Origin of the sequence: Rhizobium viscosum (assembly GCF_014873945.1) — a bacterium.
Lineage (GTDB): Bacteria > Pseudomonadota > Alphaproteobacteria > Rhizobiales > Rhizobiaceae > Rhizobium > Rhizobium viscosum.
Map to the genome: position 1 here is coordinate 124,872 of NZ_JADBEC010000001.1, position 24,149 is coordinate 149,020.

Consider the following 24,149-nt stretch of genomic DNA (forward strand, 5'->3'; position numbering starts at 1 on the left):
GTTGTTGGCAGCGGGAATACACGCTTCCCCCCGCCCTAGCAACCCCATAAATCCACCTAGGCCGGCAGATTTCACAGGCTTACTTCGCCTTTTTCGTTATCGTGGCGCTGACCAGGCGATCACCGGGGCGGATATTGAGCTTACGGGCGACACCGGCATTCACCTCGACTACATAGCGCACTTCGCCCATCGAATCGATGATGTCGCGGGAATAGGGTGTCGCGTCTTCCTTGATATGGGTGATCACGCCCCTGTTGTCCGCAAAGAGCATATCGAGAGGCAGGACGGTATTTTCCATCCACATGGTGACACGCCGCGATACGCCGAAATCAAAGATCATGCCGGCGTCTTCAGCCATTGCCTTGCGGAACATCAGACCGTAGGCGCGCTGGTCGCCGGTCGCAGCGATCTCTACGGTGAAGTGCAGCATTTTGCCGGCAGCTGTCTGGATGATCAGCGGCTCTCTATCGAAGTGCATTTCCTGCTGCGCGAATGCCGGCAGGGCGGCCATGAAAAAAAGCGCCATGAAGGCGCTTCTCAACATCTCAATAGAAAACAGGCTGCGCATCAATGAGACCGGCCAACCGGGCTCGGAACGTCAGGATGGATCTCGGCAGCCATCAGGCCCTTCTCGCCGTCGCCGAAGCGCACCAGCACCACCTGCCCGGGGCGCAGTTCCGTGAGGCCGAAGCGGCGGAGCGTTTCCATATGCACGAAGATATCTTCCGTGCCCTCACCGCGTGTCAGGAAGCCGAAGCCCTTGGTGCGGTTGAACCACTTCACCAGGGCACGCTCGAGGCCGCTGGTTGCGGTGACCTGCACATGGGTGCGAACCGGTGGCATCTGCGAGGGATGGATCGCAGTCGACTGATCCATGGAGAGGATCTTGAAGGCCTGGAAACCACGCTCGCGGCGCTGGATGAGAGCGACGATGCGGGTGCCCTCGAGGATGGTTTGGTAGCCGTCGCGGCGGAGGCAGGTGACGTGCAGCAGCACATCCTGCATGCCATTGTCGGGAACGATGAAGCCAAAACCCTTGGCCACGTCGAACCATTTCACCACGCCGGTGATTTCAACGAGGTCAACCGGTTCCGCCGACATCTCTTCGAGGTCGGTAAAGCCATTCGGTGAAATCCTGTCAGCCATGTCGCCAGCCCCTCAATACGCGTCACACTGTTACGGTTAACTGATTCTTGAAATCAAGATTAACATCTTGGTAACGGATAAGCGCAAGTCCTAGTTTTCGGTTATTCCCAACTGTACATTTTATCGAGATGACTTGCCCGAAACTGGCGTCTGTTACTCCAGATGGGCTAGCCTAAATAGAGAGAGGAAACACAATGCGTTATCTCCACACCATGGTTCGCGTCAAAGACCTCGACGCTTCCCTCCATTTTTACACCACACTCTTCGGACTCGAGGAAATCCGACGCCATGAGAACGAGAAGGGCCGCTTCACGCTCGTTTTCCTGGCCGCTCGCGATGATCTCGACCGCGCCCGCAGCGAAAAAGCTCCGTGCCTGGAGCTCACTTATAACTGGGACACTGAAGATTATACCGGAGGACGCAATTTCGGTCACCTCGCCTATGAGGTGGATGACATCTACGCGATCTGCCAGAAGTTGATGGACAATGGTATTACGATTAACCGCCCCCCGCGTGACGGTAACATGGCCTTCGTACGCTCGCCTGACGGCATCTCGATAGAGATCCTGCAGAAGGGCGAAAAACTGGCTCCGGCCGAACCCTGGCTGTCCATGGGCAATACCGGCGCCTGGTAAGCCAAGCTGCAGGCAAGCTTCACGAGGCATTCTCCGGTTCTATCGTAACGGAAGTGCGCTTTCGGGCGCCTTCCGCTTTCACCGGAGATTTCTCGGTTGACCAGAAACAACAAGCGGATTGCCCCTTCGAGCCGGCAGGCTGTCGGGGCTTTGCTGATCGCCAGCTCTATCCTGGCGCTTTCCGGCTGCGTCTCCAACAAGAAGGCGCTTGATTCGGCCGCCCTTGCCACACCGGCCGTGGAGGGGCAGCCCGCGCCGCGGCTTGCAGCCGCAATGCCTGCATCGTCGGCCACATCGAAACAGCCCTATCGCGATCCGATGCTGACCAACGTCTCCGGTGTCGATGCGCAGGCAGCAGTGCAAGATCCGAATGCGGCAATGGCCGCTCCGCCCGTCGATCCGGCCATGCAACCGCAGCAGCCAGCCAATATCGGCGGTCTCGTCATGCAGTCGACGCGAATCAATGCGCAGGCGATGAGCATCTTTTCCGATCATCAGCCGCTGCCGCAGAACAATTCGACCTCGACGGTCATCCAGCCGCAGGGCGTAAAGGCCTACGCACCTGAGAACGCCGGCCCAAGATCGAGCGTATTCAGCGCGCCGCCCGAGCCACAACAAGGCGAGATTCTGCCGCAGCAATCATCACAGAATACCAGCACGAAGCTTGCGCCTCAGACAGCCTCGCTTGCCGGCGGAAGCATTCCTGGATCGACAATGAACGCGCTCTACAGCGCGCCGAAGCAGAACCTGCTCAGCAGCCTTTCCGGGCTGCTGCAGAAGGCATCGCTGCCCGGCATGACGCGTGTCGCACCAAACGGCCTGCATGTGCAGAACGACAGCGTCCAGGTCGGCTGCTTCAAGCCCGATCTCATGCGGGTCATCGAGACGGTCGAGACTCATTTCGGCAAGCCAGTTGTCGTCACGTCAGGTTACCGCGATCCGCAGCATAACCGTGAAGTCGGCGGCGCCGAGGAATCGATGCACAAGAGCTGCGAAGCCGCCGATATCCAGATCAACGGCGTCAGCAAATGGGATATCGCCGAATATATCCGGTCGCTCCCGAACCGCGGCGGCGTCGGTACCTATTGCCACACGGATTCGGTCCATCTGGACACGGGTAATGCCCGCGACTGGAACTGGGGCTGCGGCCGCAAGAGCGCGCCAATCGCTACAGCAAGGGCGATCTGACCTTTCAACTTTTGAAAGCGTCACGTAGGGGAAGCGGCCGCCACCGGATTTCCGGCGGCCGCTGCAGCTCTTTGATTCGGCTGCAATAATCTTCGTTTTCCACAAGCGGAAACGGCCTGTCATTTTTTTGAAAAATTTCGAATTTGCCGCTTGCGGGATCGGAAGTGCCTGACTATAAGGGCGCCACCACAGCACGCGCCCTTCGTCTATCGGTTAGGACGACAGATTTTCATTCTGTAAAGAGGGGTTCGACTCCCCTAGGGCGTGCCACTTTCTTCTTCCGATTCGACATTATACTTACCGCTTGCGGAACGCGTTGCGCTTTCCTATTTGTGCTGAAAGCCTGCGCCCTTCGTCTATCGGTTAGGACGACAGATTCTCATTCTGTAAAGAGGGGTTCGACTCCCCTAGGGCGTACCACGAGCGATCAACCATTTCGGCAAGATCCGAACCGGAAGATCAATCCGGAGCTTGTTCGACACGCTTGGAGCCAGCTGCGATTGCTCAGCCCCTAGAAACCGAATGTATCTTTCCAGTGGGTCATCCATTGGGCCACCTCATCGATGGCGTTGCCCAAACCGTTATTTGTCAGGCCTGCAGACGCCTTCAGCACTGTGAATGCAATGCTGGTTTTTACCACTTAACAAAAGATCAACTTAAGCGCGAAATCTCGGATGCCCATCCCCATTGATTACCGGGGGGATAGAGCTACAATGAGCCAAGCATGCTGCCCGCAATCGGGCTTAGAGATAGCACTTGCGCCTGAAGACTCTGGCTTTTCCACAAGCCCAACAAAAATCTGCATAATCCGGCGAAAAATTCTCGTTTTGCCGCTTGCGGTGCAGAAAGGTGCTGACTATAAGGGCGCCACCACAGAGCACGCGCCCTTCGTCTATCGGTTAGGACGACAGATTTTCATTCTGTAAAGAGGGGTTCGACTCCCCTAGGGCGTGCCACTCTCCTTCAACATCCCCCTGTCTTTTCATAGAGTTCCGTTCGCGGATCCCGCTGTGCCTGCTTGCGAATTGATAGGGCAGACGCAGTGACATCACGCATCATACGCTACCGGCGGCAGCGCGAATCTCGGCTCGTGCCGCTGATCCTTTTCCGAAACGATAGCCCTTCAGCCGGTTACTTGGCCGGCGCGCCGTCGCTGATGCGCAGCTGGATTCTGCGCGAGCCCTGATAATGTTCGGCACCGAGAGAGCCTGCGACATGCAGGTTGGCGCCGCGGGAGTTGAGAAGCAGGTTGCCGAGCGGCGTTTCCGCAGCCCTGAAGGCGATGCCGTCGAGGCGCGCGCCATCCATGGCTTCCAGCGTCACTTTCACATGCCGCTCGCCGACCAGACGGGAATCACGCACACGATGCGCCGGTACGGCAAAGACCGGCTGCGAATGCCCCGAGCCATAGGGTCCAGCCGTTTCCAGACGGTCGATAAGCTCGATCGTTGCCCCGCTTGCAGCGATGGCGCCATCGATCTTCAGCGTTTCATTGGCGACAAGGGCCGACACCGTCTTCTGTGCCTTCTCGGTGAAGAAGGCTCGCAGCAGGCCAAGCTTGCCGCGCTCGACGGTCAGACCGGCCGCCATGGCATGACCACCGCCTTTCACAAGCAGTCCTTCATCGACCGCCCCACGCACCATCCTGCCCATGTCGAAGCCATTGATCGATCGCCCCGAGCCAGTGCCCCTGCCTGATGGGTCGAAGGCGATGGCGAAGGCAGGTCGCTTGAACCTCTCCTTGAGGCGCGCGGCAATGAGGCCAACAATGCCGGGGTGCCATTTCTCATGCGCGGTGACGATGACGGAGGCCCCCTCGCCGTCTCCATACTCGGCCAGCGCTTCGGCCTCGGCCTCCTGCAGCATGACCGCTTCCATGGCTTGCCGTTCGCGGTTGAGCTCGTCCAGCCGCTGAGCGATAGCTTCCGCCTCAACGGCATCATCCAGCGTCAGCAGGCGGCTTCCAAGGGCTGCATCACCGATTCGCCCGCCGGCATTGATGCGCGGGCCGATCAGGAAGCCGAAATGATAGGGTGTCACCGGCCCTGCCAGGCCCGCTTTGCGGAATAGCGCGGCAAGGCCGGCATTGCTCTGGTGGCGCGCGGCGACCAATCCCTTGACCACGTAGGCGCGGTTGAGGCCCTTGAGGGGCACGACATCGCAGACGGTCGCGAGTGCCACGATATCCAGCCACTGCAGGAGATCGATCGCGAGAATGCGCTTGTCTCCGGCCTCGCGCAGCAGGCGCAGCGTTGCCACAAGCACCATGAAAACGACGCCCGCCGCACAAAGATGCCCAAGCCCGGAAAGATCGTCTTCGCGGTTTGGATTGACGAGGGAATGGCAGGGCGGCAACTCGTGTGTCACCTGGTGGTGATCGATAACGACGACATCGATGTTACGGTTCGCGGCAGCCGCCAGCGCCTCGTGACTGGTGGAGCCGCAATCGACCGTGACGATCAGGCTCGCACCATTGTCGATCAACTGATTGATGGCGGTCGGGTTGGGGCCGTAGCCTTCGAAGATGCGATCGGGAATATAGATATGCGCCTTGACGCCGAAATGGGTCAGGAAGCGATACATGAGCGCGGAGGATGCTGCGCCATCGACATCGTAGTCGCCGAAGATCGCGACGGGCTCGCCATCACGGATCGCAGCGGCAAGACGCCTAGCGGCCTTCTCGCAATCCGTCAGCTTGTAGGGGTCGGGCATGAGGCTGCGGATGGTGGGATCCAGGAATTCGACGGCCTCGTCCACCGTCACGCCGCGCCCGGCTAGCACACGTGCGATCAGATCCGGCAGGCCATGCATCTGCGACATGGCGAGCGCGCGATTCTGCCCCGCCTGATCGAGGCGTGAAACCCAGCGATTGTCGAGAACCGATTTTTCGACGCCCAGGAAGGCGCGTGGTACCGGATCGACCTGATCTGCCATGCCAAACTCCGCTTTCATCATCTGCCCTTTTTACAGATGCAGAACGGATAGCAAAGCGGTTGATTTCAGGCCCTGTGGATTACCAGAAAATTGCCCAGATAACCAAGCCGATAACAAGCAGCTGGACGAAGAGAACCGAAAGCAGGATCAGGAGCGTGGCCCAATTTCGTCCTCTCGGCACTTCGCGCTCGAAGGCTGCTCCAAGCGCCGTCGGGGCAGATTTCAGCAAGCCCGCCTGAGGGTTTTCGATCTCCGTCCGAACATGATCATGCGTATGCTCGATATTCCTCAACCCGCGACTCCAACGGCTCCCAGGTTCATTATATCTATATCTACATATCTGTTAATATAAATTCGGCGAAATGCTTTGATTAATAACAGAAAACCCGTCCGAGTGATCCCGGACGGACTGATCTGTTCCAATCTGGAATAAATGTCAGGATTCTTCCTTGGGACGCTCGATGCGGATCACCTGCGGCTCCCCGACGAGGTAGCCCTCTTCCTTGATCGCGGCAACTGCCTTGCGCACTGAGTCTTCCATCGTCGCGTGGGTGACGAGGATGATCGTTTGGTGGTGTGAGGGCGCCAGATGCTGCTTGGAACGCTGGACGATCGATTCCAGGGAAATCTGGTTTTCCGCCATGCGGGTCGCGACGCTCGCAAAAACACCGGTGCGGTCGAGAACAGTCAGGCGGATGAAATAGCCGCCCTCATGGCTCTGGATCTGCGCCTTACGATAGGTCTCGAGCGACTTGGCGGGATGGCCGAGAACGGGAACGCGCTGGGCGCCCGGCTGGCTTTTGGCGATGTCGGCAATATCGCCGAGCACCGAAGAGGCTGTAGCATTGCCGCCGGCACCGGGGCCGACCATCAAGAGTTCTCCGAGGATATCGGATTCGATTGCGACCGCATTGGTGACGCCGTCGACCTGGGCAATGACGGAATCGACCGGCACCATGGTTGGATGCACGCGCTGTTCAATGCCGGTATCCGTGCGCTGGGCGACGCCGAGCAGCTTGATACGGTAGCCGAGCTCGGCAGCAGCCCTGATATCCTCGATCGAAATATTCGTGATGCCTTCGAGATAGATATCGTCGGCAGCGATCTTGTTGCCGAAAGCAAGCGTCGTCAGGATCGATAGCTTGTGGGCGGTGTCATTGCCTTCGATGTCGAAGGCCGGATCGGCTTCGGCATAACCGAGACGCTGGGCTTCCTTCAGGCAATCGGCAAAGGACAGGCCTTCCTTCTCCATCTTGGTGAGGATGTAGTTGCAGGTGCCGTTCATGATGCCGTAGACGCGCGAGATCGTGTTGCCCGTCAGCGATTCACGCAGCGCCTTGATGACGGGGATGCCCCCGGCAACGGCCGCTTCGAAGTTCAGGAGCGAGCCCTTCTCCTCCGCAATCGTCGCAAGCTCGACGCCGTGATAGGCAAGCAGCGCCTTGTTGGCAGTCACCACATGAAGACCACGGGAAAGAGCGGTGCGAACGGCCACGTTTGCAGCCCCTTCGGCACCGCCGATCAGCTCGACGAACACGTCGATATCGGCCTTTTCAGCCAGTTCTTCCGGGCGCTCGTACCAGGTGATGCCGGTCAGGTCGATGCCGCGGTCCTTCGAGCGGTCACGGGCCGAAACTGCCGTAATCGTAATCGGGCGGCCGCAGGTGACTGCAAGTTCGTTGCTCTTCTGCTTGATGATGCGAACAAGCGAGGCACCAACGGTGCCCAAGCCCGCAATGCCGATTTTGAGGGCATCTGCCATGGATCGATCCTGAAATGTCTCTGGTGAGAGACAGCCGCAGATGAGCGGCTGTCTTCAAAGTTGGAATTAACGGTGGGCGTTGAGCGAGATGACGTTGTGCATCGTCTCGTCTGCCGTCGACATGAACTTCTTGATGTTGCGCGCAGCCTGGCGGATGCGGTGTTCGTTCTCGACAAGCGCCAGACGCACATAGTCGTCACCCTGTTCGCCGAAGCCGATGCCCGGGGCAACGGCAACGTCGGCCTTCTCGACCAGCAGCTTGGAAAACTCCAGCGAGCCGAGATGACGGAACTTTTCCGGGATCTTCGCCCAGGCGAACATGGTAGCGGCCGGCGGCGGCACTTCGAAGCCGGCTTTGCCGAAGCTTTCGACCATGACGTCGCGGCGGCGCTTGTAGACGTTGCGGACTTCCGCAATGTCGGAACCGTCACCATTCAGGGCATGGGTTGCGGCAACCTGGATCGGCGTGAAGGCGCCGTAATCGAGGTAGGACTTCACACGCGTCAGCGCCGCGATCAGCCGCTCGTTGCCGACCGCAAAGCCCATGCGCCAGCCGGGCATGGAGAAGGTTTTGGACATCGAAGTGAATTCGACAGTCACATCCATCGCGCCCGGGACCTGCAGAACCGACGGTGGCGGCTCACCATCGAAGTAGATTTCCGAATAGGCAAGGTCCGAAAGGACGATGATGTCGTGCTTCTTGGCGAAAGCAACGACGTCCTTGTAGAAGTCGAGCGTCGCCACGAAAGCCGTCGGGTTCGACGGATAGTTCAGGATCAGTGCCAGCGGCTTCGGGATCGAATGGCGAACGGCACGCTCGAGCGGCGGAAAGAAGCTTTCATCCGGCTCGACCGACATGGAACGGATCACACCGCCGGCCATCAGGAAGCCGAAGGCATGGATCGGGTAGGTCGGGTTCGGGCAGAGGATGACGTCCCCCGGTGCGGTGATCGCCTGCGCCATGTTGGCGAAGCCTTCCTTGGAGCCAAGAGTGGCGACGACCTGCGTATCGGGATTCAGTTTCACGCCGAATCGGCGGGCGTAATAGGCAGCCTGCGCACGGCGCAGACCGGGAATACCCTTGGAGGACGAATAGCGGTGCGTGCGTGGGTCCTGGACGACTTCGCACAGCTTGTCGACGATCGCCTGAGGGGTAGGAAGGTCAGGGTTTCCCATGCCGAGATCGATGATATCGGCCCCGCCCGCTCGCGCGCTCGCTTTCAAACGGTTGACCTGTTCGAAAACGTAAGGCGGCAAACGCCGGACTTTGTGAAACTCTTCCATCTCTTTCCCCATGGAAATGCGGCCAACCTGACCGCTGTCGAAGCTCGTTCCGTCTCCCGGCATCTGCGATACGAGCTTCAGACTCGCAGCGCCGTATTCCTCTTCAACTTAACTGCGCGGCAAATCTTTGACGGAGAAGCCGCGCACGAGGCACATTATCGGGAAAATTGCACCTTCCGATCCATCCGGAAGGCTTTGCGTCCAAATCGCCCTAAAGGCAAGGCTTATTTGGTGATTTCGGAGAGCGTTTCGGCCCCGTGTTGGGCCGCTAGTTCCCGCATTTCAGCTACGCGGCGCTGATACTCCGCCTCCGAGATGGTGCCCGCCTGGCGCTTGACGCCAAGGGCGGTCAGCTGATGCTGCAGCTCGGCCGCCTGTTCGTCGTTCATCTGAACGTTGGCGGCCGTCAGCGGCGCACCGAACGACGGGTAGCCGTCCGGGCTTTTGGTAAGGCCCCCTTCAACGGGTTCGCCCTTGGAGGCCGGCATCACGACTGCCGTCGGCGCTGCCATGCGTTGGGCAAAAGCCTTCTTCTCCTCGGCGGTCTTGTTGCATCCGGCAAGCGCAAAGGCCATGGCCGCGGCCGCCGCGCAGATTGCTGCGGTGCGGGTGAAGGTCGCGATATGCCCAATGCCTGTCGTCGTCATGCCTGATGATCCAATCCTGCCTGCTTCGACTGTTAAATTCGTCGCAGCGACAAAGCAATAGCATGAGAGCGGACGAGCGGAACTTGTTTTCTTCAACACAGCAGATGTACAACGAACAAATATGGATGCTGCCGCCGGAGGAAGTGCGTGACCGACAGCAAGCGGGAGAATGGTGCCAGGGTGGATTTCGACGCCAAGGATCTCGATCCCTATCTCCTGAAGGATCCCGAGGCCATGGCGATGAACTTCGCCCGTGCGCTCGAAAACCTCGGCAAGGCAGCTTCGGCATGGCTCGGCCCGCGGGAGCGCGGCGAAATCTCGGACACGGTCGTCGAACCCGTCACCGACATGGTGAAGACGCTTTCCAAGGTGACGGAATACTGGATTTCCGATCCGCGACGAACCTTCGAGGCGCAGACGCAGCTGATGAGCTCGTTCTTCGGCATATGGATGAACTCCATGCAGAAGATGCAGGGCAGCCCGCTAGCAGCGGAACCGATAGACCGCGCGGATAAGCGCTTCGCCGACGAAGACTGGCAGAAGAATCCCTTCTTCGAATTTTTAAAGCAGGTCTATTTCGTGACCGCCGACTGGGCCGAAAAGCTGGTTACTGAAACCGAAGGGCTCGACGAACACACCAAGCACAAGGCCGGCTTCTATGTGAAGCAGATCACAGCAGCGCTTTCGCCCACCAATTTCGTGGTCACTAATCCGCAAGTCTACCGGGAGACGATCGCAACGAGCGGCGAAAACCTCGTGCGCGGCATGAAGATGCTGACCGAGGATATCATTGCCGGTCGCGGCGAACTGCGCCTGCGCCAGACCGACATGACCAAATTCGCCGTCGGCCGCGACATGGCGCTGACGCCGGGCAAGGTGATCGCCCAGAACGAGATCTGCCAGATCATCCAATACGAGCCATCGACGGAAACCGTGCTCAAGCGGCCGCTACTGATTTGCCCGCCGTGGATCAACAAATTCTACATTCTGGATCTCAACCCGCAGAAATCCTTCATCAAATGGTGCGTGGACCAGGGGCATACCGTCTTCGTCATCTCCTGGGTCAATCCGGATAGCCGCCATGCGCTGAAAGACTGGACGGCTTACGCGAGGGAAGGCGTCGATTTCGCGCTGGAAACGGTCGAGAAGGCGACCGGCGAGAAGGAAGTCAACGCCGTCGGCTATTGCGTCGGCGGCACGCTGCTTGCTGCAACCCTTGCCCTGCACGCCAAGGAGAAGAACAAGCGCATCAAGAGTGCGACGCTCTTCACCACCCAGGTCGATTTCACCCATGCGGGCGACCTGAAGGTCTTTGTCGACGAGGAGCAGCTTCAGGCGCTGGAAACGCATATGCAGGAACTCGGCTATCTCGACGGCTCGCGCATGTCGACGGCGTTCAACATGCTCAGGGCGAGCGAACTCATCTGGCCCTATTTCGTCAACAACTACCTGAAAGGCCAGGAGCCCCTGCCCTTCGACCTGTTGTTTTGGAATGCCGATTCGACCCGTATGGCTGCAGCCAACCATGCCTTCTACCTGCGCAACTGCTATCTCAGGAATGCGCTGACCAAGGATGAGATGATCCTCGACGGCAAGACCTTGTCGCTGAAGGACATCAAGATCCCGATCTATAATCTCGCGACCCGCGAGGATCACATCGCGCCGGCAAATTCCGTCTTCCTCGGCAGCCAGTTCTTCGGCGGCAAGGTGCAGTTCGTCGTCGCTGGTTCCGGCCATATTGCCGGCGTCGTCAATCCGCCGGACAAGCACAAGTATCAGTTCTGGACCGGCGGTCCGGCCAAGGGCGACTATGAGGCATGGCTTGCCAAGGCAAAGGAGACGAGGGGTTCCTGGTGGCCGCACTGGCATGCGTGGATCGAGTCGCAAACCAGCGGGCGGGTGGCCGCCCGCAAGGTGGGCGGAGCGGCGCTTAATGCGATCGAGGAAGCCCCCGGCAGCTATGTGATGGCGCGCAGCTGAAAGCGGAAAAATTTACGCCGGGCTACCCTTCACTGGGCAGTGACATGCCCGGTCGCGGCAAGCCTTTGAAAAATAGCTTTTTCTAAAATATTGCGTCTCTTTTCGCGACAATCGAAGCAGAGCGCTTCACCTGTAAACCAATTGGAAACCATAGTTCGTCATCCTTAAGGAACGGTCGCATGTCGCGAACAGGCCAAAATTCGGCCTTTTTGGGCAGTTAGCGGCTCCGGCAAAGATCAGTAAGTCAGTGCTGCCGGCCTGCGTAGCGCGTTTTGGAAGACGAGTAGAGTATGGCGTTTGCGGTAGGGACGTTCAATAACGTCGCCCCTTTTGGCGGATCCGCTGTTCGTTCAGGCAGATCCCGTGGTTTACTTACCGGCATCGCAATCGCCGGACTTTTGACCTCCACGTGGCTTATCGGCACTGTTGCAACAATGCAATCCGTGTCGATGCCGTTCTCCCCACAAAAGGAGATTGCTCGAGTCTCGGCAGCGCCGAGGGCAACACCTGCTGCCGTTGCGCATGAGCGCCTCATTCACGTGAACAAGGCTTCACGCCTTGCGGCATTCGATGCCAAGCCGGTCGTGCCTTTGACGGCACAATTGATCCAATCGCATGCCGAGAAGACATCAGCTGCCTCGAATGCAGCCCTGGCGCTCGCAAAGAAGACCAACCGCCTTCCCGTCGCCGTCGCGCAACTTCAGCCCGTTGCCGTCTCCGACAATCCGCGCTTCAACAAGGAAGATGCGCTCGAGGCGCCGGCAACCGTCGTCGAAACCGCTGCTGCCGCGTCTGGCGACGATGACGCCGACCGGATCATCATTCCGTCGAAGGAAGCTGTCGCGGCCGCCGAAATGCCGGCCATGCTCGCCCTTGCGGAAGCGGGGCCTCGCGTCGTGCCTGCTCCCGTCGAGCCTACGCGAGTCAATAGTGCTGTCGACAAACCAGCAGAGGTGGAGGTTGCCGAGGCGGACAGTGGCCAGCAGCCCTTCGACCTAGTTCTCGCGCCCGATGAGAATTCCGTACCGCTGCCGATGGCGCGGCCCGATGGCCTCGTCGGCAAACCGGTGCCTGCCTCCAAGGGGTCGCAGCGGACTGCCGAGCCTGTGCTTGCTTACGCCAAGCCGAACTCGCCGATCGAGGATGACGAAGACGATGCGGTTCCGCGCTACGACAAGCCGGTCTTTACGCCGCGTCTGCGGGCCGGTGTCGCGATATACGACATCGAAAACGCGACAGTCTACCTGCCGAACGGCGAGCGGCTGGAGGCCCATTCCGGTCTCGGAAAGATGCGCGACAACCCGCGCTACATTGATCAGAAGATGCGCGGACCGACGCCGCCGCACACCTATAACCTGACGATGCGCGAAGCCCTGTTCCATGGCGTGGCGGCCATTCGCCTGACGCCGGTGCAGGGATCGGACGCGATCTTCAACCGTGTCGGTCTGCTGGCGCACACCTATATGCTCGGCAGAAACGGCGATTCCAACGGCTGCGTTTCCTTCAAGGACTACAAGCGTTTCCTGGCCGCCTACAGGCGCGGTGACATCAGGCAGCTCGTCGTCGTGCCACGGATGAACAATAAGCCAGCTTCGACGCTCGCTTCGCTCTTCTCCTCCCGGACCTAAAGCTCAGCAGCGAGGAAATCGGCCAAGGAACGGCTCTCCATCGACAAGCGGAGCCGTCCTTTGACCAGTGCGAGTTCGGACGCCGGCTGCGGATCGAAACCATCCGCGGCTCCAAGCTGACGATGCTCCGGCAGGACCGCATCCGAAGGCAGCAGGCTAATGCCGAGGCCGGAAGCCACCGCAGCCTGCACACCCATCAACCCCTGGCTCGTGTAGGCGATACGCCAGCGCCGTCCGCTGCGCTCCATGAAGCGGATCGCCCGTTCACGGTAGATGCAGCCGACAGGAAAGACAGCAAGCGGCACTGTCTCGTCCCGCACCGGCCGATGCATGCTTTCAACCCAAACCAATTCCTCCGCCCAGCTGGCCAGAGCGGCACCATCGCCCGGTTCACGCTTGATGAGCGCAAGATCGATTTCACCTGCTTCCAGAAGACGGCGAAGCTCGACGCTCCAGCCGCTCACCGTATCGAGCCTTATATGCGGAGAGGCGGCGGAAAAACCGGAGAGAAGATCGATGAGCTTGCGGCCGGCAAAGTCCTCTGGGACGCCGAGCCTGACGGTCCTGGGCGCAGCGGGCTTGCGCATGACGTCCATTGCCTCTTCTGCCGTCGCCAGCAAGCGTCGGGCATAACTCAAGAGAATCTCACCCTCCTCCGTCGTCTGGACGCCACCCGTCGACTTGTCGCGCAGAAGCAGGGTGTGGCCGATATTGGCCTCGAGCTTCTTGATCTGCTGGCTGACGGTGGACTGGGTAAGGTGAACACGCTCAGCCGCCCGCGTGAAGCCGTCGGCATCGACGACCGCCGTGAAGGTTCGGAGAAGATCGAGGTCGAAGGCGAAGCTCATTCGATTTTCCACTATCACTAATTACTTCATTTAATTTCTCAATGATGCTGTTCTTTGTCAATATGAGCCAAATCATGGAGATGAGAGATGCCACTTCCCGGAAACCGACCAACCTGGCTGACCTTCGATTGCTACGGCACGCTGATCCAATGGGACGAAGGCCTGCTTGCCGCCATGGAGGCGATATTGTCAGCCAAAGGCAGCGATATCGACCAAGCCGCCTTCATTGCTGTCTATGACCGCTACGAGCACGAACTTGAACAACAAAAGCCGCATCGATCCTTCAGCCGAATTACGGCTCTCGCACTGGAGTTGGCCATGAAGGAATTCGGCCTGCCATTCCACACTGCAGATGCCGGTCTGCTGACATCCTCGATCGGCCGGATGCCACCCTTCCCCGAAGTCGTCGAAACGCTCGGCAGGCTGAAAGCAGCTGGATTCCGGCTCGCCATTATTTCCAATACGGACGACGCGATCATTGCCGGCAATGTCGCGCAGCTCGGCGGCTTCGTCGATCGCGTGATCACGGCGGAGCAGGCGGAAGCCTATAAGCCCTCGCCGCAAATCTTCCGGCATGCCTGGAAAACGCTCGGCATCGGCATGAATGATCTCGTGCATATCTGCGCCAGCCCGCATCTTGATCTTACCGCCGCGCGCGAACTCGGTTTTCGTGCGATCTGGGTTGATCGTGACACGGGACGGAAACCACTCAGCGACTATCGCCCCAACGAGGCCGTGCCGACGCTCGACAAGGTAGCCGGTCTTTTTGTCGCAAACGGCTGGATGTAATTGACGCGATTGGAGGCAAGACATGGCTCATGAACTAAACTTGGCGAAGGGGCATCCGGCGATATTGCGTAATCTGCCACTCGATACCGACGAGATCTGGCAGGCGCGCGTCGATCTCGCTGCATGCCTTCGAATGGCGGCACGGCTCGGACTTGAGGAAGGCATCTGCAACCATTTCTCGGCAGTCGTGCCCGGCCATCCCGATCTCTTTCTTGTCAACAGGCTCGGCTGGGCCTTTCAGGAGGCGACTGCTTCATCGCTGCTGATCTGCGATTTTGAAGGCAACGTCATTGCCGGTGATGGCGTGCCTGAGGCAACCGCCTTCTTCATCCATGCCCGCCTGCACAAGATGTCGCCCCGCGTCGGTGCGGCTTTCCATACGCATATGCCGAATGCTACGGCTCTCAGCATGATCGAGGGCGATCCCTTCATCTGGGCCGGGCAAACGTCGCTGAAATTCTACGGCCGCGTCGCCGTCGACGAGAGCTATAACGGACTGGCGCTCGATGAACGTGAGGGCGACAGGATCGCCGCCGTGCTCGGCGACAAGGACATCCTCTTCATGAGGAACCATGGAGTCATGGTCTGTGCGCCAAACATCGCCGAAGCCTGGGACGATCTCTACTATCTGGAACGTGCGGCAGAGGTTCAGCTCAAGGCGATGAGCACCGGGCGTTCGCTGATCCCGGTTCCCTCAGATATCGCTGAACAGGCGGCAAGGCAGATGCGCGAAGGTGATCCGGAAAGCGCGCGGCTGCATCTCGAGAGCGTCAGGCGCGTTCTCGACCGGCAGGCGCTGGAATATCGGAACTAAGTTCGCCTATTTCAGCCAGTCGCCGATGCGCTCCACAGCTTCGGCGATTTCGGCCCGCGAACCAGCATAGGACATACGCAGCGTGCGCGGCCCTTCCACGGGGTCGAAATCAAGGCCAGGCGTAGCAGCGACATTGATTTCCGCCAGCATGCGCCGCGCGAAATCCATGCTGTCATTGGTGAAGCGCGAAACATCGACATAGGCGTAGAAGGCGCCATCCATCGGTGACGCCGGCGCAAGACCGATCTTCGGCAGCCGGTCGAGCAGCAGGTCACGATTGGTGGCATAGCTTGCCTTGACGCGATCCAGCTCTTCGCTGGCGCCGAGCGCTGCGGTGGCGGCGATCTGCGAAAGCTCCGGCGGCGAAATATAGAGGCTCTGGGCGACGCGCTCGATCGGGCGCACCAGCCGCTCAGGCAGCACCATCCAGCCGATGCGCCAGCCGGTCATGCAATAATATTTGGAGAAGGAGTTGATGACGATTGCCTCGTCCGTCAGTTCCAGCGCGCTCGTCTCTTCGCCTGCAAAAGTCAGGCCGTGATAGATCTCGTCGGAGATGAAGGCGATGTCATTGGCATCGCAATAGGCGGCGAGCGCCTTCAGGCCTTCGCGGCCGGTCACTGTGCCGGTTGGATTTGCAGGGCTTGCAAGCAGCACACCCTTCAGCTTCACACCCTTTTCCTTCTGGATCGCTTCCAGGCTTTCGGGCGTCAACGTGAAATGCGTTTCTGATGTGACAGGCACTTCGACCACATCGAGGCCGAGGGCACCGAGGATGTTGCGATAGGCAGGATAGCCCGGCCGGGCGATGGCAACCGCATCGCCGGCATCAAAAAGCGACAGGAAGGCGAGATTGAAGGCCGCCGACGAGCCGGTTGTGATGGCGATGCGGACGGGATCGATCTCAAGGCCGTGGCGATCGCGATAGTGCCAGGCGAGCGCATGTTTCAGCCGCGCCGTGCCGAGCGCATCCGTATAGCCAATGCGCCCTTCGGCAAGCGCTGTGCGGGCGGCTTCAAGGGCTGCATGGGGTGCGGGATGCGAGGGCTGGCCAACAGCCATGGAAATAACGGGGTGACCGCCTGCACGTCTCTTCGTCGCTTCGGCCAGAACATCCATGGCGTGGAATGGTTCGACTTCGCTGCGTTTCGATATGGAAAACACGATCACTTCCTGCCTGGCTTCCGATAAAGGCCAGACAATTGCCGCAATAATCGGCTCATCACAATCCCGCGAGGGCTTGGATCGGAGGAAAATTCCTGTTTGATGGCGGCCCGACGCGCCGTAATTTGATGCGGACGCATCCAAGCCCATTAACCCGGCGATGATATTTTTCGCTTCGAAAATCCATCAGCCGACGACGAGGATACCATGGCCTTCTTCTCCAAAACGCTTACTACGCTGGCGCTTGCAGCCTCTATCGCCCTTCCGGCTCAGGCATTTGCATTCGATGACCAGCAGAAGAAGGAACTGGGTGAATTCATCAAGCAGTATCTGATCGAAAATCCGGAGATCATGCTCGACGTGCAGGAAGCGCTGCAGAAAAAGCAGCAGATGGCCCAGCAGGTGAAGGCCACCATGGCTATTGAGAACAATACGGACAGGATCTTCGATTCAAAAAATGACGTGACGCTCGGCAATCCCAAAGGCGATGTGACCGTCGTCGAATTCTTCGACTATAACTGCACCTATTGCCGTCACGCCCTGCCCGATATGCAAGCGCTCCTGAAGAAGGACAAGAATGTCCGCTTCGTGCTGAAGGAATTCCCGATCCTCGGCCCGGATTCGGTTGCCGCACACCGCGTGGCGGATGCCTTCCGCCGGCTTGCGCCGGAAAAGTACAGCGATTTCCATGTCGCGCTGCTTAGCAGCGACGGCCGCGCCTCCGAGGACACTGCAATCCAGGTCGCCTCTTCCCTTGGCGTCAGCGAAGACAAAATCCGCGCGGAGATGAAAAAGAGCCCGAACGATGACATCGTGCAGGCGACCTATCAGCTCGCCGCCAATCTCGGGATCAGCGGCACGCCGTCCTACGTGATCGGCAATGAAATGGTGCCCGGCGCCGTCGGCATCGACGATCTTGAGGCCAAGGTGAAGAACATGCGGGCCTGCGGCAAGACGAGCTGCTGAACCCGACACTCATCAAATCGCCTAAATCGAAGCGCTTCAGCCATGTGGACAAACATGGCGCGGCGTCCCCTGCCGATTCTGTAAGGGCTTTCAATAAGTCCGCGTGGAGTCTATAGGTGGCGCTCGCGCATTCCCGTGCCTTTGTCGCCGAGGGGCTGGCATCGGACGCGATGAATACATTGAACCGCGTAACGGTTGCTTGATCCACAGAGGTCCACAGCCGGTGCGCCAAACGGAACATTCGATGACGAAAACGATTTTTGTCCTGAACGGGCCCAACCTGAATATGCTGGGCAAGCGAGAACCTGGCATCTATGGCGGCAAGACGCTCAAGGACATCGAGGCGGACTGCAAGGCTGCGGGCCGCGAACTTGGGTTCGACATCGACTTCCGTCAAAGCAATCACGAAGGCACGCTGGTGGACTGGTTCCACGAGGCGGATGAAAAGGCCGTCGGCGTTGCCATCAATGCGGGCGCCTATACGCATACGTCGGTCGCGCTGCATGATGCGATCCGTGCCATTTCCATTCCCGTCATCGAACTCCACATATCCAACGTGCATGCACGGGAAGAATTCCGCCACAAGTCGATGATCGCGCCGGCATGCAAAGGCGTGATCTGCGGCTTCGGGCCTCACAGCTACATCCTGGCGCTCCATGCGCTGAAGAACATCACGGCATAAGAAGAAGACAGGGCTACACTCATGGCTGAAAAGAAATCCGGTATCGATCAGGCGCTGATCCGCGATCTCGCCAACATCCTCAAGGATACCGATCTGACCGAGATCGAAGTCGAGCAGGAGGATCTGCGTATCCGCGTTTCGCGCGCAGGCACGCCCCAGTACATCCAGGCGCCGATCGCGGCCCCCGCCTATGCGGCGGCGGCACCGGTTGCAGCAGCCCCGGTGGCAGTCGCTGCCGCACCGGCCGCGGCAACCCGCAACCCGGCCAACACCGTCAGCGCACCGATGGTCGGTACGGTCTACATGGCTCCGGCTCCGGGCGCGCGCGCCTTCATCGAGCTCGGCGCGACGGTCAAAGAAGGCCAGACGCTCCTCATCATCGAAGCGATGAAGACGATGAACCAGATTCCTTCGCCGAAGTCCGGCAAGGTCACTGAAATCCTCGTCGAAGACGGCTCGCCCGTCGAATACGGCCAGCCGCTCGTCGTCATCGAATAAGGCTTTGCCAATGATTTCGAAGATCCTCATAGCCAATCGCGGCGAGATCGCCCTTCGTGTGCTGCGCGCCTGCAAGGAGCTCGGCATCGCAAGTGTGGCCGTACATTCGACGGCTGATGCCGACGCCATGCATGTGCGTCTTGCCGACGAAAGTGTGTGCATCGGCCCGCCGCCATCGCGCGAGAGCTATCTGAACATCCACCAGATCGTCGCGGCCTGCGAGATCACCGGCGCTGACGCCGTGCATCCGGGCTATGGCTTCCTGTCGGAAAACGCCAAATTCGCCGACATCCTCGAAGCGCACGGCATCACCTTCATCGGCCCGACGGCCGAGCATATCCGCATCATGGGCGACAAGATCACCGCCAAGACGACTGCGCAGGAACTGGGTATTCCCGTCGTTCCCGGCTCTGACGGCGAAGTGAAGACCGAAGAGGATGCGCTGAAGACGGCTGCCTATATCGGCTATCCGGTGCTAATCAAGGCAACGGCCGGCGGCGGCGGACGCGGCATGAAGGTCGCCAAGACCGAAGCCGATCTGATCGAAGCCTGGTCGACGGCTCGCACTGAAGCGGCCGCCGCCTTCGGCAACGACGCCGTCTACATGGAAAAATACCTCGGCAAGCCACGCCACATCGAAATCCAGGTATTTGGCGATGGCGAGGGCAATGCGGTCCATCTCGGCGAACGCGACTGCTCGCTGCAGCGTCGCCACCAGAAGGTCTGGGAAGAAGCCAATTCTCCGGCGCTCAACGTCGAACAGCGCATGAAGATCGGCCAGATCTGCGCCGATGCCATGAAGAAGCTGAAATATCGCGGTGCCGGCACGATCGAGTTCCTCTACGAAAATGGCGAGTTCTATTTCATCGAAATGAACACCCGCCTGCAGGTGGAGCATCCGGTCACGGAAGCCATCACCGGCATCGACCTCGTGCATGAGCAGATCCGCGTCGCCTCCGGTGGCGGTCTGTCGGTCACGCAGGACGAGGTGCACTTCCAGGGCCACGCCATCGAATGCCGCATCAATGCTGAGGACGCGCGCACCTTCGTGCCCTCGCCTGGCACGATCACGCATTTCCATGCACCGGGCGGTCTTGGCGTACGCATCGATTCCGGCGCCTATCAGGGTTACAAGATCCCGCCTTATTACGACAGCCTCATCGGCAAGCTGATTGTCCATGGCCGTACACGCGTCGAATGCATGATGCGCCTGCGCCGTGCGCTCGATGAATTTGTCGTTGACGGCATCAAGACAACACTGCCACTGTTCCAGGATCTCGTTTCCAACCAGGATATCGCCAACGGCGACTATGATATTCATTGGCTGGAAAAGTATCTCGCCAACAGCAAGCCGGCAGCATAGGACAGAATGGCAGGAGCGCGCAGGAAATCGCCAGGTATTACCCCGGAGATCCTCCTGCGCGCCTATTCGATCGGCCTCTTCCCCATGGCCGAATCTGCCGACGATCCGGAAATCTTCTGGGTCGAACCTGATGTCCGCGGCGTCCTGCCGCTGGACGATCGTTTCCACGTTTCCAAAAGTCTTCGAAAGACGATCCGGCAAAAGCCCTTCGATATCCGCTTCAACAGCGCCTTCGATGCCGTCATGACCGCTTGCGCACAAGAGACGGCCGATCGTCCGAGTACCTGGATCAACGAGACGATCCGAACGCTCTACTCCGCCCTGCACCGTATGGGCCATGCCCATTCTGTCGAGGCCTGGGATGGCGATGAACTCGTCGGCGGCCTCTATGGTGTTTCTCTCGGCTCCGCCTTCTTTGGGGAAAGCATGTTCTCGCGGCGCACCGACGCTTCGAAAGCCTGTCTCGTCCATCTCGTCGAGCATCTGAAGCGGCAGCACTTCACCCTGCTCGACACGCAATTCACGACAGAGCATCTGAAAACATTCGGGGCACTCGACGTGCCGAAAACGGACTACGCGCTGATGCTCGCCGCGGCGATGGAATCGCCGCACCTAAAGTTTTAAGGTTGAATTTTTCATCCTAGCGTTGATTTTCCGGCTGCTCCGATTAAGGTTGGAACGCAACGGAGGGTGAAATCTTGAAGCAATATTTTGCGGCAGCGATCCTGCTCGCCATGGCTGCCGGGACAGCCGATGCCCGCCCCTATCAGGAAATGTTTCCGAAAAGAACGGATTTCTCCGATGAAGAGAAGCCGGTTTTGCAGAAGCTCGACTTCCAACAGGGGGCGATCAGGCTGCCGGCTGCGAAGGCGACGCTGAACGTACCGGATGGGTTCTATTATCTCAGCCCTGAAGATACGAAGACCGTGCTCGTCGATATCTGGGGCAACCCTCCGGGCGCGGCGGCTGATGCGTTGGGCATGTTATTTCCTGCACAATATTCCCCGACTGATGTCGGGTCATGGGGTTCGGTCATCGAATTCAGCGCGGATGGCTATGTATCGGATGCCGACGCAGCGACGATCGACTACGATGAACTGCTGCAGAACATCAAGGACTCCATTTCGGAGAGCAATACCGAGCGACAGAAGCAGGGCTTTCCCACGGTGACACTCGTCGGCTGGGCCTCTGCCCCGCATTACGACCAATCCGCACACGCCCTGCACTGGGCGCGCGATCTGCTGTTCAACGAGAATGGAAATACGCAGCATACACTGAACTATTCCGTGCGCACGCTGGGCCGTGAGGGCGTCTTTCAATTCGACTTCGTTGCCGGTCTCGAACAGCTGAAGGAAATCGAGACTGCCGTCCCGACCGTGACCAAGCTCGTACAATTCGACAAGGGAATGGCCTACAGCGATCACGTGGATGGCGACAAGATCGCTGCCTACGGGATGGCGGGCATGATCGCTGCAGGCGCTGGCGCTAAGGTTGCCGCGAAGATCGGGCTGCTGGCCATCGCCGCTGCCTTCCTGAAGAAGGCCTGGATCCTTGTCTTTGTGGTATTTGGCGGGGCAGTCAGCTTTGTGAGGAAGCTCTTTACCGGCAACAAGACGCCCAACGCATAGCGGCCAGCATCAGCAGGCCTGTCGCATCGAACGATCTTATGCGACGCACCCGGCGCCACTATCATCTTGCTGTAGATAGTTATTTGCAGCTAAAAGCCCGGTCGATCAGGCGCGCGTCCTTACTTGGCGCCGGCGCTGTCCGGCGGCGGGACGTCGGAGTTCTGCTTGCAGTCCTTCAGCCAGACGTCATAGATCGGATGCTCGACGGCATTGAGGCCGGGGCTGTCGGCAAACATCCAGCCGGTGAAGATGCGGCGGATCTTGCGGTCCAGCGTGATCTCATCGACTTCAACAAAACCATCGATCTTCTGGGCTTCCGACTGGTCGCGCGAATAACAGGCCTTCGGCGTCACCTGCAAGGCGCCGAACTGTACGGTCTCGTTGACATAGACGTCAAACGTCGTGATGCGACCGGTGATTTTGTCGAGGCCGGAGAAGACGGCGACCGGATTGTCGATGCGGGCAGCCTGTGCCTGATTGGAAAGAAGCCCGGCGGACAGCGCCAACAGCGATACAGCTCCCGCAGCCGGCAGGACCGTGTTTCGCAGGGAAAGCTTCATATCTACCCGTCTCCAGCACATATCAGGTTCATGGCCGCAGCGATTGCGGCCAACCTGCGGGTAAAGGTCAATTGTGGCCAAAGCGCGGGGCAGGACCCGCCATCGGATGCCTTGATCTCAGTTACCGGGCGTCCAGGCGTCGTAGTCACCCGTCACGCGCGGACGTTCGCCCGCAACGGACAGCGAGCCTGGCGGACGATAGGCCTGCGGCGAACCTGTGGGATTGGGGCGATGCGGCTTCTGCCATTCCTTGGCAACGTAGGTTTCCTTGGACGGAGGAACGTCAGTGCGGTGATGCATCCAGCCGTGCCAGCCCGGAGGAATGGCGGAAGCTTCGGCGTAACCTTTGTAGATCACCCAACGCTTCGGCAGGCCGTAAGAGGAAAGACCGCCTTCGTAATAGACATTGCCCAACTCGTCTTCACCAACACGCTTGAAGCCGCGAAGGGCGAACAGCGTGCCGAAAGTGTAATTGTTCCACCAGGTGAAGGTGTGCAGCAGGAACTTGATCATGTCTTTTCCTCGTGGCCGCAGGACGCGGACGAAAGCAGATAGGCTTTTTCGCTTATGCCGCCGCCAAGCCGAATTGTCCAGTGATTCCCGCCGAAACTGCGGTCATTTGAGAGCCATCTTGAAACCGAGATGCGACGGCTTGAAACCCAGTCTTTCGTAGAAACGATGGGCATCCGTGCGTATTGCATTCGATGTCAGTTGGACGAGCCGTACGCCGCGACCTTTCGCCTCGGCAATGGCAAATTCGATCATCCGCGCACCAATCCCCTGCCCACGCAGATCGGCGCGCGTCTGCACCGCCTCGATGATCATGGCGGATGAGCCGCGTGCATTGAGCGAGGTGGTAATCATCGTCTGAAAGGTGCCGACGACATCACCTTCCCGCTCGGCCACAAAAAGCGTCTGGTTGGAAGACGCCTCTATCGTCGCAAAGGCAAGGGCATAGTCTGCATAGGCCTCGGGATCGCTCGTGTCACCATGGCCGCCAAGCGGATCGGCGGCAAACATGGCGATCAAAGCCGGCAGATCAGCCTCGCGCGCCTTGCGGATGATGATGTCGGCTGCGGCCATTTCAATGCGCCTCAAGGGCCTTTTCGAAGATCAGCGTCGGAATGCCAGACTGGCCGGAACCGCTGTTTTCGTTGCGGCTGGCCTCGACGAAACCGAGCCTTGAGTAGAAGTGGGCAGCTTCGTGGTTCTGAACCTCGACCTCCAGCCGCATGATCTCGGCATCCGGAAAGCAAGTTTCGAGTTCGGCGAAGATATCGCGACCGATGCCCTGGCGCTGCAGATCAGGCTTCACGTAAAGAAGGTGCAGCATGACGGTTTTCGTCATCTCCGATGACATGGCCGCATAACCCATGCCGCCGATGTCTCGGCCGTCATCGGCAACGAGGAATTCGGCATTCTTCTTTGTCAGCCGCGCCTTCAGCGCAGCCGGCGAAAAGAGATTGGCGATCAGCTCATCGACCTTTGCCACGCCGTGGCTAGCGTCATAGGCGGTATGAAAGCTCTCGACCAATAGGGCGCGGACCTTCTTCAGGTCGCGCTCACTGGCCGTACGAACGAAATAAACCAAGACCTTCTCCTTGCGGCATCGGCCTTCCGAAAACCGCTTCTG

24 protein-coding genes, 3 tRNA genes and 1 pseudogene are annotated in these 24,149 nt (G+C 59.2%); 15 read left to right on the forward strand and 13 right to left on the reverse strand.

Features of this window, described 5'->3' with window-relative positions; all coding sequences use genetic code 11:
- Positions 1–79: 79 nt before the first annotated feature.
- Positions 80–568, reverse strand: a complete 489-nt coding sequence (locus H4W29_RS00610) for a DUF192 domain-containing protein (protein ID WP_192727233.1) — start codon at positions 566–568, stop codon at positions 80–82.
- Positions 568–1,146: a cold-shock protein gene (locus tag H4W29_RS00615; RefSeq protein ID WP_192727234.1), complete on the reverse strand. Its 579-nt coding sequence runs from the start codon at positions 1,144–1,146 to the stop codon at positions 568–570. The genes H4W29_RS00610 and H4W29_RS00615 overlap by 1 nt, the downstream gene beginning before the upstream one ends.
- Positions 1,147–1,340: 194 nt before the next feature.
- Between H4W29_RS00615 and gloA the strand changes: the two genes are divergently transcribed.
- From gloA to H4W29_RS00640, 5 genes are all read left to right on the forward strand, one after another.
- Complete coding sequence (gloA, locus tag H4W29_RS00620; RefSeq protein ID WP_112545722.1) at positions 1,341–1,781, forward strand: lactoylglutathione lyase; 441 nt, start codon at positions 1,341–1,343, stop codon at positions 1,779–1,781.
- A 96-nt stretch (positions 1,782–1,877) separates the two neighbouring features.
- A complete protein-coding gene (locus H4W29_RS00625; RefSeq protein ID WP_192727235.1) occupies positions 1,878–2,969 on the forward strand; it encodes a YcbK family protein in 1,092 nt (363 codons plus the stop codon).
- A 195-nt stretch (positions 2,970–3,164) separates the two neighbouring features.
- Positions 3,165–3,239: transfer RNA gene (locus tag H4W29_RS00630), tRNA-Glu, on the forward strand.
- 75 nt (positions 3,240–3,314) lie between these two features.
- Positions 3,315–3,389, forward strand: a tRNA-Glu gene (locus H4W29_RS00635).
- Between the two features lie 461 nt (positions 3,390–3,850).
- Positions 3,851–3,925, forward strand: a tRNA-Glu gene (locus H4W29_RS00640).
- A gap of 175 nt (positions 3,926–4,100) precedes the next feature.
- Here H4W29_RS00640 and recJ read toward each other — a convergent pair.
- The 5 genes from recJ to H4W29_RS00665 all read right to left on the reverse strand — a co-directional run bounded on the left by recJ (position 4,101) and on the right by H4W29_RS00665 (position 9,596).
- Positions 4,101–5,903, reverse strand: coding sequence for a single-stranded-DNA-specific exonuclease RecJ (gene recJ, locus H4W29_RS00645; RefSeq protein ID WP_192727236.1), 1,803 nt, complete (start codon positions 5,901–5,903; stop codon positions 4,101–4,103).
- 79 nt (positions 5,904–5,982) lie between these two features.
- Entirely contained in the window at positions 5,983–6,195 is a 213-nt protein-coding gene (locus tag H4W29_RS00650; protein WP_192727237.1) for a hypothetical protein, read from the reverse strand.
- A 144-nt stretch (positions 6,196–6,339) separates the two neighbouring features.
- Entirely contained in the window at positions 6,340–7,665 is a 1,326-nt protein-coding gene (locus tag H4W29_RS00655) for a homoserine dehydrogenase (RefSeq protein WP_192727238.1), read from the reverse strand.
- Between the two features lie 66 nt (positions 7,666–7,731).
- Positions 7,732–8,949 carry an LL-diaminopimelate aminotransferase gene (locus H4W29_RS00660; RefSeq protein ID WP_192727239.1) on the reverse strand — a complete coding sequence of 406 codons (1,218 nt, stop codon included), beginning with the start codon at positions 8,947–8,949 and terminating at the stop codon, positions 7,732–7,734.
- Between the two features lie 224 nt (positions 8,950–9,173).
- Positions 9,174–9,596 (reverse strand): hypothetical protein, encoded by a 423-nt coding sequence (locus tag H4W29_RS00665; protein ID WP_192727240.1) that lies wholly within the window; start codon positions 9,594–9,596, stop codon positions 9,174–9,176.
- A 104-nt stretch (positions 9,597–9,700) separates the two neighbouring features.
- On the opposite strand from H4W29_RS00665, the pseudogene H4W29_RS00670 reads away from it, so the two are divergent.
- Together H4W29_RS00670 and H4W29_RS00675 are read left to right on the forward strand one after the other, a co-directional pair.
- A pseudogene (locus H4W29_RS00670) lies at positions 9,701–11,576 on the forward strand (PHA/PHB synthase family protein).
- 290 nt (positions 11,577–11,866) lie between these two features.
- Positions 11,867–13,204 (forward strand): DUF2778 domain-containing protein, encoded by a 1,338-nt coding sequence (locus H4W29_RS00675; RefSeq protein WP_192727242.1) that lies wholly within the window; start codon positions 11,867–11,869, stop codon positions 13,202–13,204.
- Here the strand turns inward: H4W29_RS00675 and H4W29_RS00680 are convergent.
- The gene (locus tag H4W29_RS00680; RefSeq protein ID WP_192727243.1) at positions 13,201–14,052 is read right to left on the reverse strand and encodes a LysR substrate-binding domain-containing protein; all 852 of its coding nucleotides are present in this window, start codon (positions 14,050–14,052) and stop codon (positions 13,201–13,203) included. The two genes, H4W29_RS00675 and H4W29_RS00680, sit on opposite strands and share 4 nt — an antisense overlap.
- Positions 14,053–14,139: 87 nt before the next feature.
- On the opposite strand from H4W29_RS00680, the gene H4W29_RS00685 reads away from it, so the two are divergent.
- Entirely contained in the window at positions 14,140–14,841 is a 702-nt protein-coding gene (locus H4W29_RS00685) for a haloacid dehalogenase type II (protein WP_192727244.1), read from the forward strand.
- Positions 14,842–14,863: 22 nt separating this feature from the next.
- Positions 14,864–15,655: an aldolase gene (locus H4W29_RS00690; protein ID WP_192727245.1), complete on the forward strand. Its 792-nt coding sequence runs from the start codon at positions 14,864–14,866 to the stop codon at positions 15,653–15,655.
- Between the two features lie 6 nt (positions 15,656–15,661).
- Here H4W29_RS00690 and H4W29_RS00695 read toward each other — a convergent pair whose 3' ends face one another.
- Complete coding sequence (locus H4W29_RS00695; protein WP_192727246.1) at positions 15,662–16,819, reverse strand: pyridoxal phosphate-dependent aminotransferase; 1,158 nt, start codon at positions 16,817–16,819, stop codon at positions 15,662–15,664.
- Between the two features lie 207 nt (positions 16,820–17,026).
- Here H4W29_RS00695 and H4W29_RS00700 point away from each other — a divergent pair, with 207 nt between their 5' ends.
- From H4W29_RS00700 to H4W29_RS00725, 6 genes are all read left to right on the forward strand, one after another.
- Positions 17,027–17,785, forward strand: coding sequence for a DsbA family protein (locus tag H4W29_RS00700; protein WP_192727247.1), 759 nt, complete (start codon positions 17,027–17,029; stop codon positions 17,783–17,785).
- Between the two features lie 244 nt (positions 17,786–18,029).
- The gene (gene aroQ / locus H4W29_RS00705) at positions 18,030–18,467 is read left to right on the forward strand and encodes a type II 3-dehydroquinate dehydratase (protein ID WP_192727248.1); all 438 of its coding nucleotides are present in this window, start codon (positions 18,030–18,032) and stop codon (positions 18,465–18,467) included.
- A gap of 21 nt (positions 18,468–18,488) precedes the next feature.
- A complete protein-coding gene (gene accB, locus H4W29_RS00710; protein WP_192727249.1) occupies positions 18,489–18,965 on the forward strand; it encodes an acetyl-CoA carboxylase biotin carboxyl carrier protein in 477 nt (158 codons plus the stop codon).
- A 10-nt stretch (positions 18,966–18,975) separates the two neighbouring features.
- A complete protein-coding gene (accC, locus tag H4W29_RS00715) occupies positions 18,976–20,328 on the forward strand; it encodes an acetyl-CoA carboxylase biotin carboxylase subunit (protein ID WP_192727250.1) in 1,353 nt (450 codons plus the stop codon).
- 6 nt (positions 20,329–20,334) lie between these two features.
- Entirely contained in the window at positions 20,335–20,952 is a 618-nt protein-coding gene (gene aat, locus H4W29_RS00720; RefSeq protein ID WP_192727251.1) for a leucyl/phenylalanyl-tRNA--protein transferase, read from the forward strand.
- A 74-nt stretch (positions 20,953–21,026) separates the two neighbouring features.
- A complete protein-coding gene (locus tag H4W29_RS00725; protein WP_192727252.1) occupies positions 21,027–21,956 on the forward strand; it encodes a DUF2167 domain-containing protein in 930 nt (309 codons plus the stop codon).
- A 119-nt stretch (positions 21,957–22,075) separates the two neighbouring features.
- On the opposite strand, the gene H4W29_RS00730 is transcribed toward H4W29_RS00725, so the two are convergent.
- The 4 genes from H4W29_RS00730 to H4W29_RS00745 all read right to left on the reverse strand — a co-directional run bounded on the left by H4W29_RS00730 (position 22,076) and on the right by H4W29_RS00745 (position 24,107).
- Positions 22,076–22,516 carry a DUF2155 domain-containing protein gene (locus tag H4W29_RS00730; RefSeq protein WP_037106339.1) on the reverse strand — a complete coding sequence of 147 codons (441 nt, stop codon included), beginning with the start codon at positions 22,514–22,516 and terminating at the stop codon, positions 22,076–22,078.
- Positions 22,517–22,633: 117 nt separating this feature from the next.
- On the reverse strand, positions 22,634–23,029 hold the full coding sequence (locus H4W29_RS00735; RefSeq protein WP_192727253.1) for an NADH:ubiquinone oxidoreductase subunit NDUFA12: 396 nt from the start codon (positions 23,027–23,029) through the stop codon (positions 22,634–22,636).
- Between the two features lie 102 nt (positions 23,030–23,131).
- Complete coding sequence (locus H4W29_RS00740; RefSeq protein WP_192727254.1) at positions 23,132–23,599, reverse strand: GNAT family N-acetyltransferase; 468 nt, start codon at positions 23,597–23,599, stop codon at positions 23,132–23,134.
- Between the two features lies 1 nt (position 23,600).
- Positions 23,601–24,107, reverse strand: a complete 507-nt coding sequence (locus tag H4W29_RS00745) for a GNAT family N-acetyltransferase (RefSeq protein WP_192727255.1) — start codon at positions 24,105–24,107, stop codon at positions 23,601–23,603.
- Between the last annotated feature and the right edge of the window lie 42 nt (positions 24,108–24,149).

Excerpts from the sequence above, each read along its gene's own strand:
- H4W29_RS00615 (WP_192727234.1), bottom strand. The coding sequence starts at position 1,146 with ATGGCTGACAGGATTTCACCGAATGGCTTTACCGACCTCGAAGAGATG.
- recJ (WP_192727236.1), bottom strand. The coding sequence starts at position 5,903 with ATGGCAGATCAGGTCGATCCGGTACCACGCGCCTTCCTGGGCGTCGAA.
- H4W29_RS00660 (WP_192727239.1), bottom strand. The coding sequence starts at position 8,949 with ATGGAAGAGTTTCACAAAGTCCGGCGTTTGCCGCCTTACGTTTTCGAA.
- H4W29_RS00675 (WP_192727242.1), top strand. The coding sequence starts at position 11,867 with ATGGCGTTTGCGGTAGGGACGTTCAATAACGTCGCCCCTTTTGGCGGA.
- accC (WP_192727250.1), top strand. The coding sequence starts at position 18,976 with ATGATTTCGAAGATCCTCATAGCCAATCGCGGCGAGATCGCCCTTCGT.
- H4W29_RS00740 (WP_192727254.1), bottom strand. The coding sequence starts at position 23,599 with ATGGCCGCAGCCGACATCATCATCCGCAAGGCGCGCGAGGCTGATCTG.
- H4W29_RS00700 (WP_192727247.1), top strand. The coding sequence starts at position 17,027 with ATGGCCTTCTTCTCCAAAACGCTTACTACGCTGGCGCTTGCAGCCTCT.
- aat (WP_192727251.1), top strand. The coding sequence starts at position 20,335 with ATGGCAGGAGCGCGCAGGAAATCGCCAGGTATTACCCCGGAGATCCTC.
- H4W29_RS00610 (WP_192727233.1), bottom strand. The coding sequence starts at position 568 with ATGCGCAGCCTGTTTTCTATTGAGATGTTGAGAAGCGCCTTCATGGCG.
- H4W29_RS00690 (WP_192727245.1), top strand. The coding sequence starts at position 14,864 with ATGGCTCATGAACTAAACTTGGCGAAGGGGCATCCGGCGATATTGCGT.
- aroQ (WP_192727248.1), top strand. The coding sequence starts at position 18,030 with ATGACGAAAACGATTTTTGTCCTGAACGGGCCCAACCTGAATATGCTG.
- gloA (WP_112545722.1), top strand. The coding sequence starts at position 1,341 with ATGCGTTATCTCCACACCATGGTTCGCGTCAAAGACCTCGACGCTTCC.
- H4W29_RS00655 (WP_192727238.1), bottom strand. The coding sequence starts at position 7,665 with ATGGCAGATGCCCTCAAAATCGGCATTGCGGGCTTGGGCACCGTTGGT.
- H4W29_RS00730 (WP_037106339.1), bottom strand. The coding sequence starts at position 22,516 with ATGAAGCTTTCCCTGCGAAACACGGTCCTGCCGGCTGCGGGAGCTGTA.
- accB (WP_192727249.1), top strand. The coding sequence starts at position 18,489 with ATGGCTGAAAAGAAATCCGGTATCGATCAGGCGCTGATCCGCGATCTC.
- H4W29_RS00685 (WP_192727244.1), top strand. The coding sequence starts at position 14,140 with ATGCCACTTCCCGGAAACCGACCAACCTGGCTGACCTTCGATTGCTAC.
- H4W29_RS00665 (WP_192727240.1), bottom strand. The coding sequence starts at position 9,596 with ATGACGACGACAGGCATTGGGCATATCGCGACCTTCACCCGCACCGCA.
- H4W29_RS00735 (WP_192727253.1), bottom strand. The coding sequence starts at position 23,029 with ATGATCAAGTTCCTGCTGCACACCTTCACCTGGTGGAACAATTACACT.
- H4W29_RS00680 (WP_192727243.1), bottom strand. The coding sequence starts at position 14,052 with ATGAGCTTCGCCTTCGACCTCGATCTTCTCCGAACCTTCACGGCGGTC.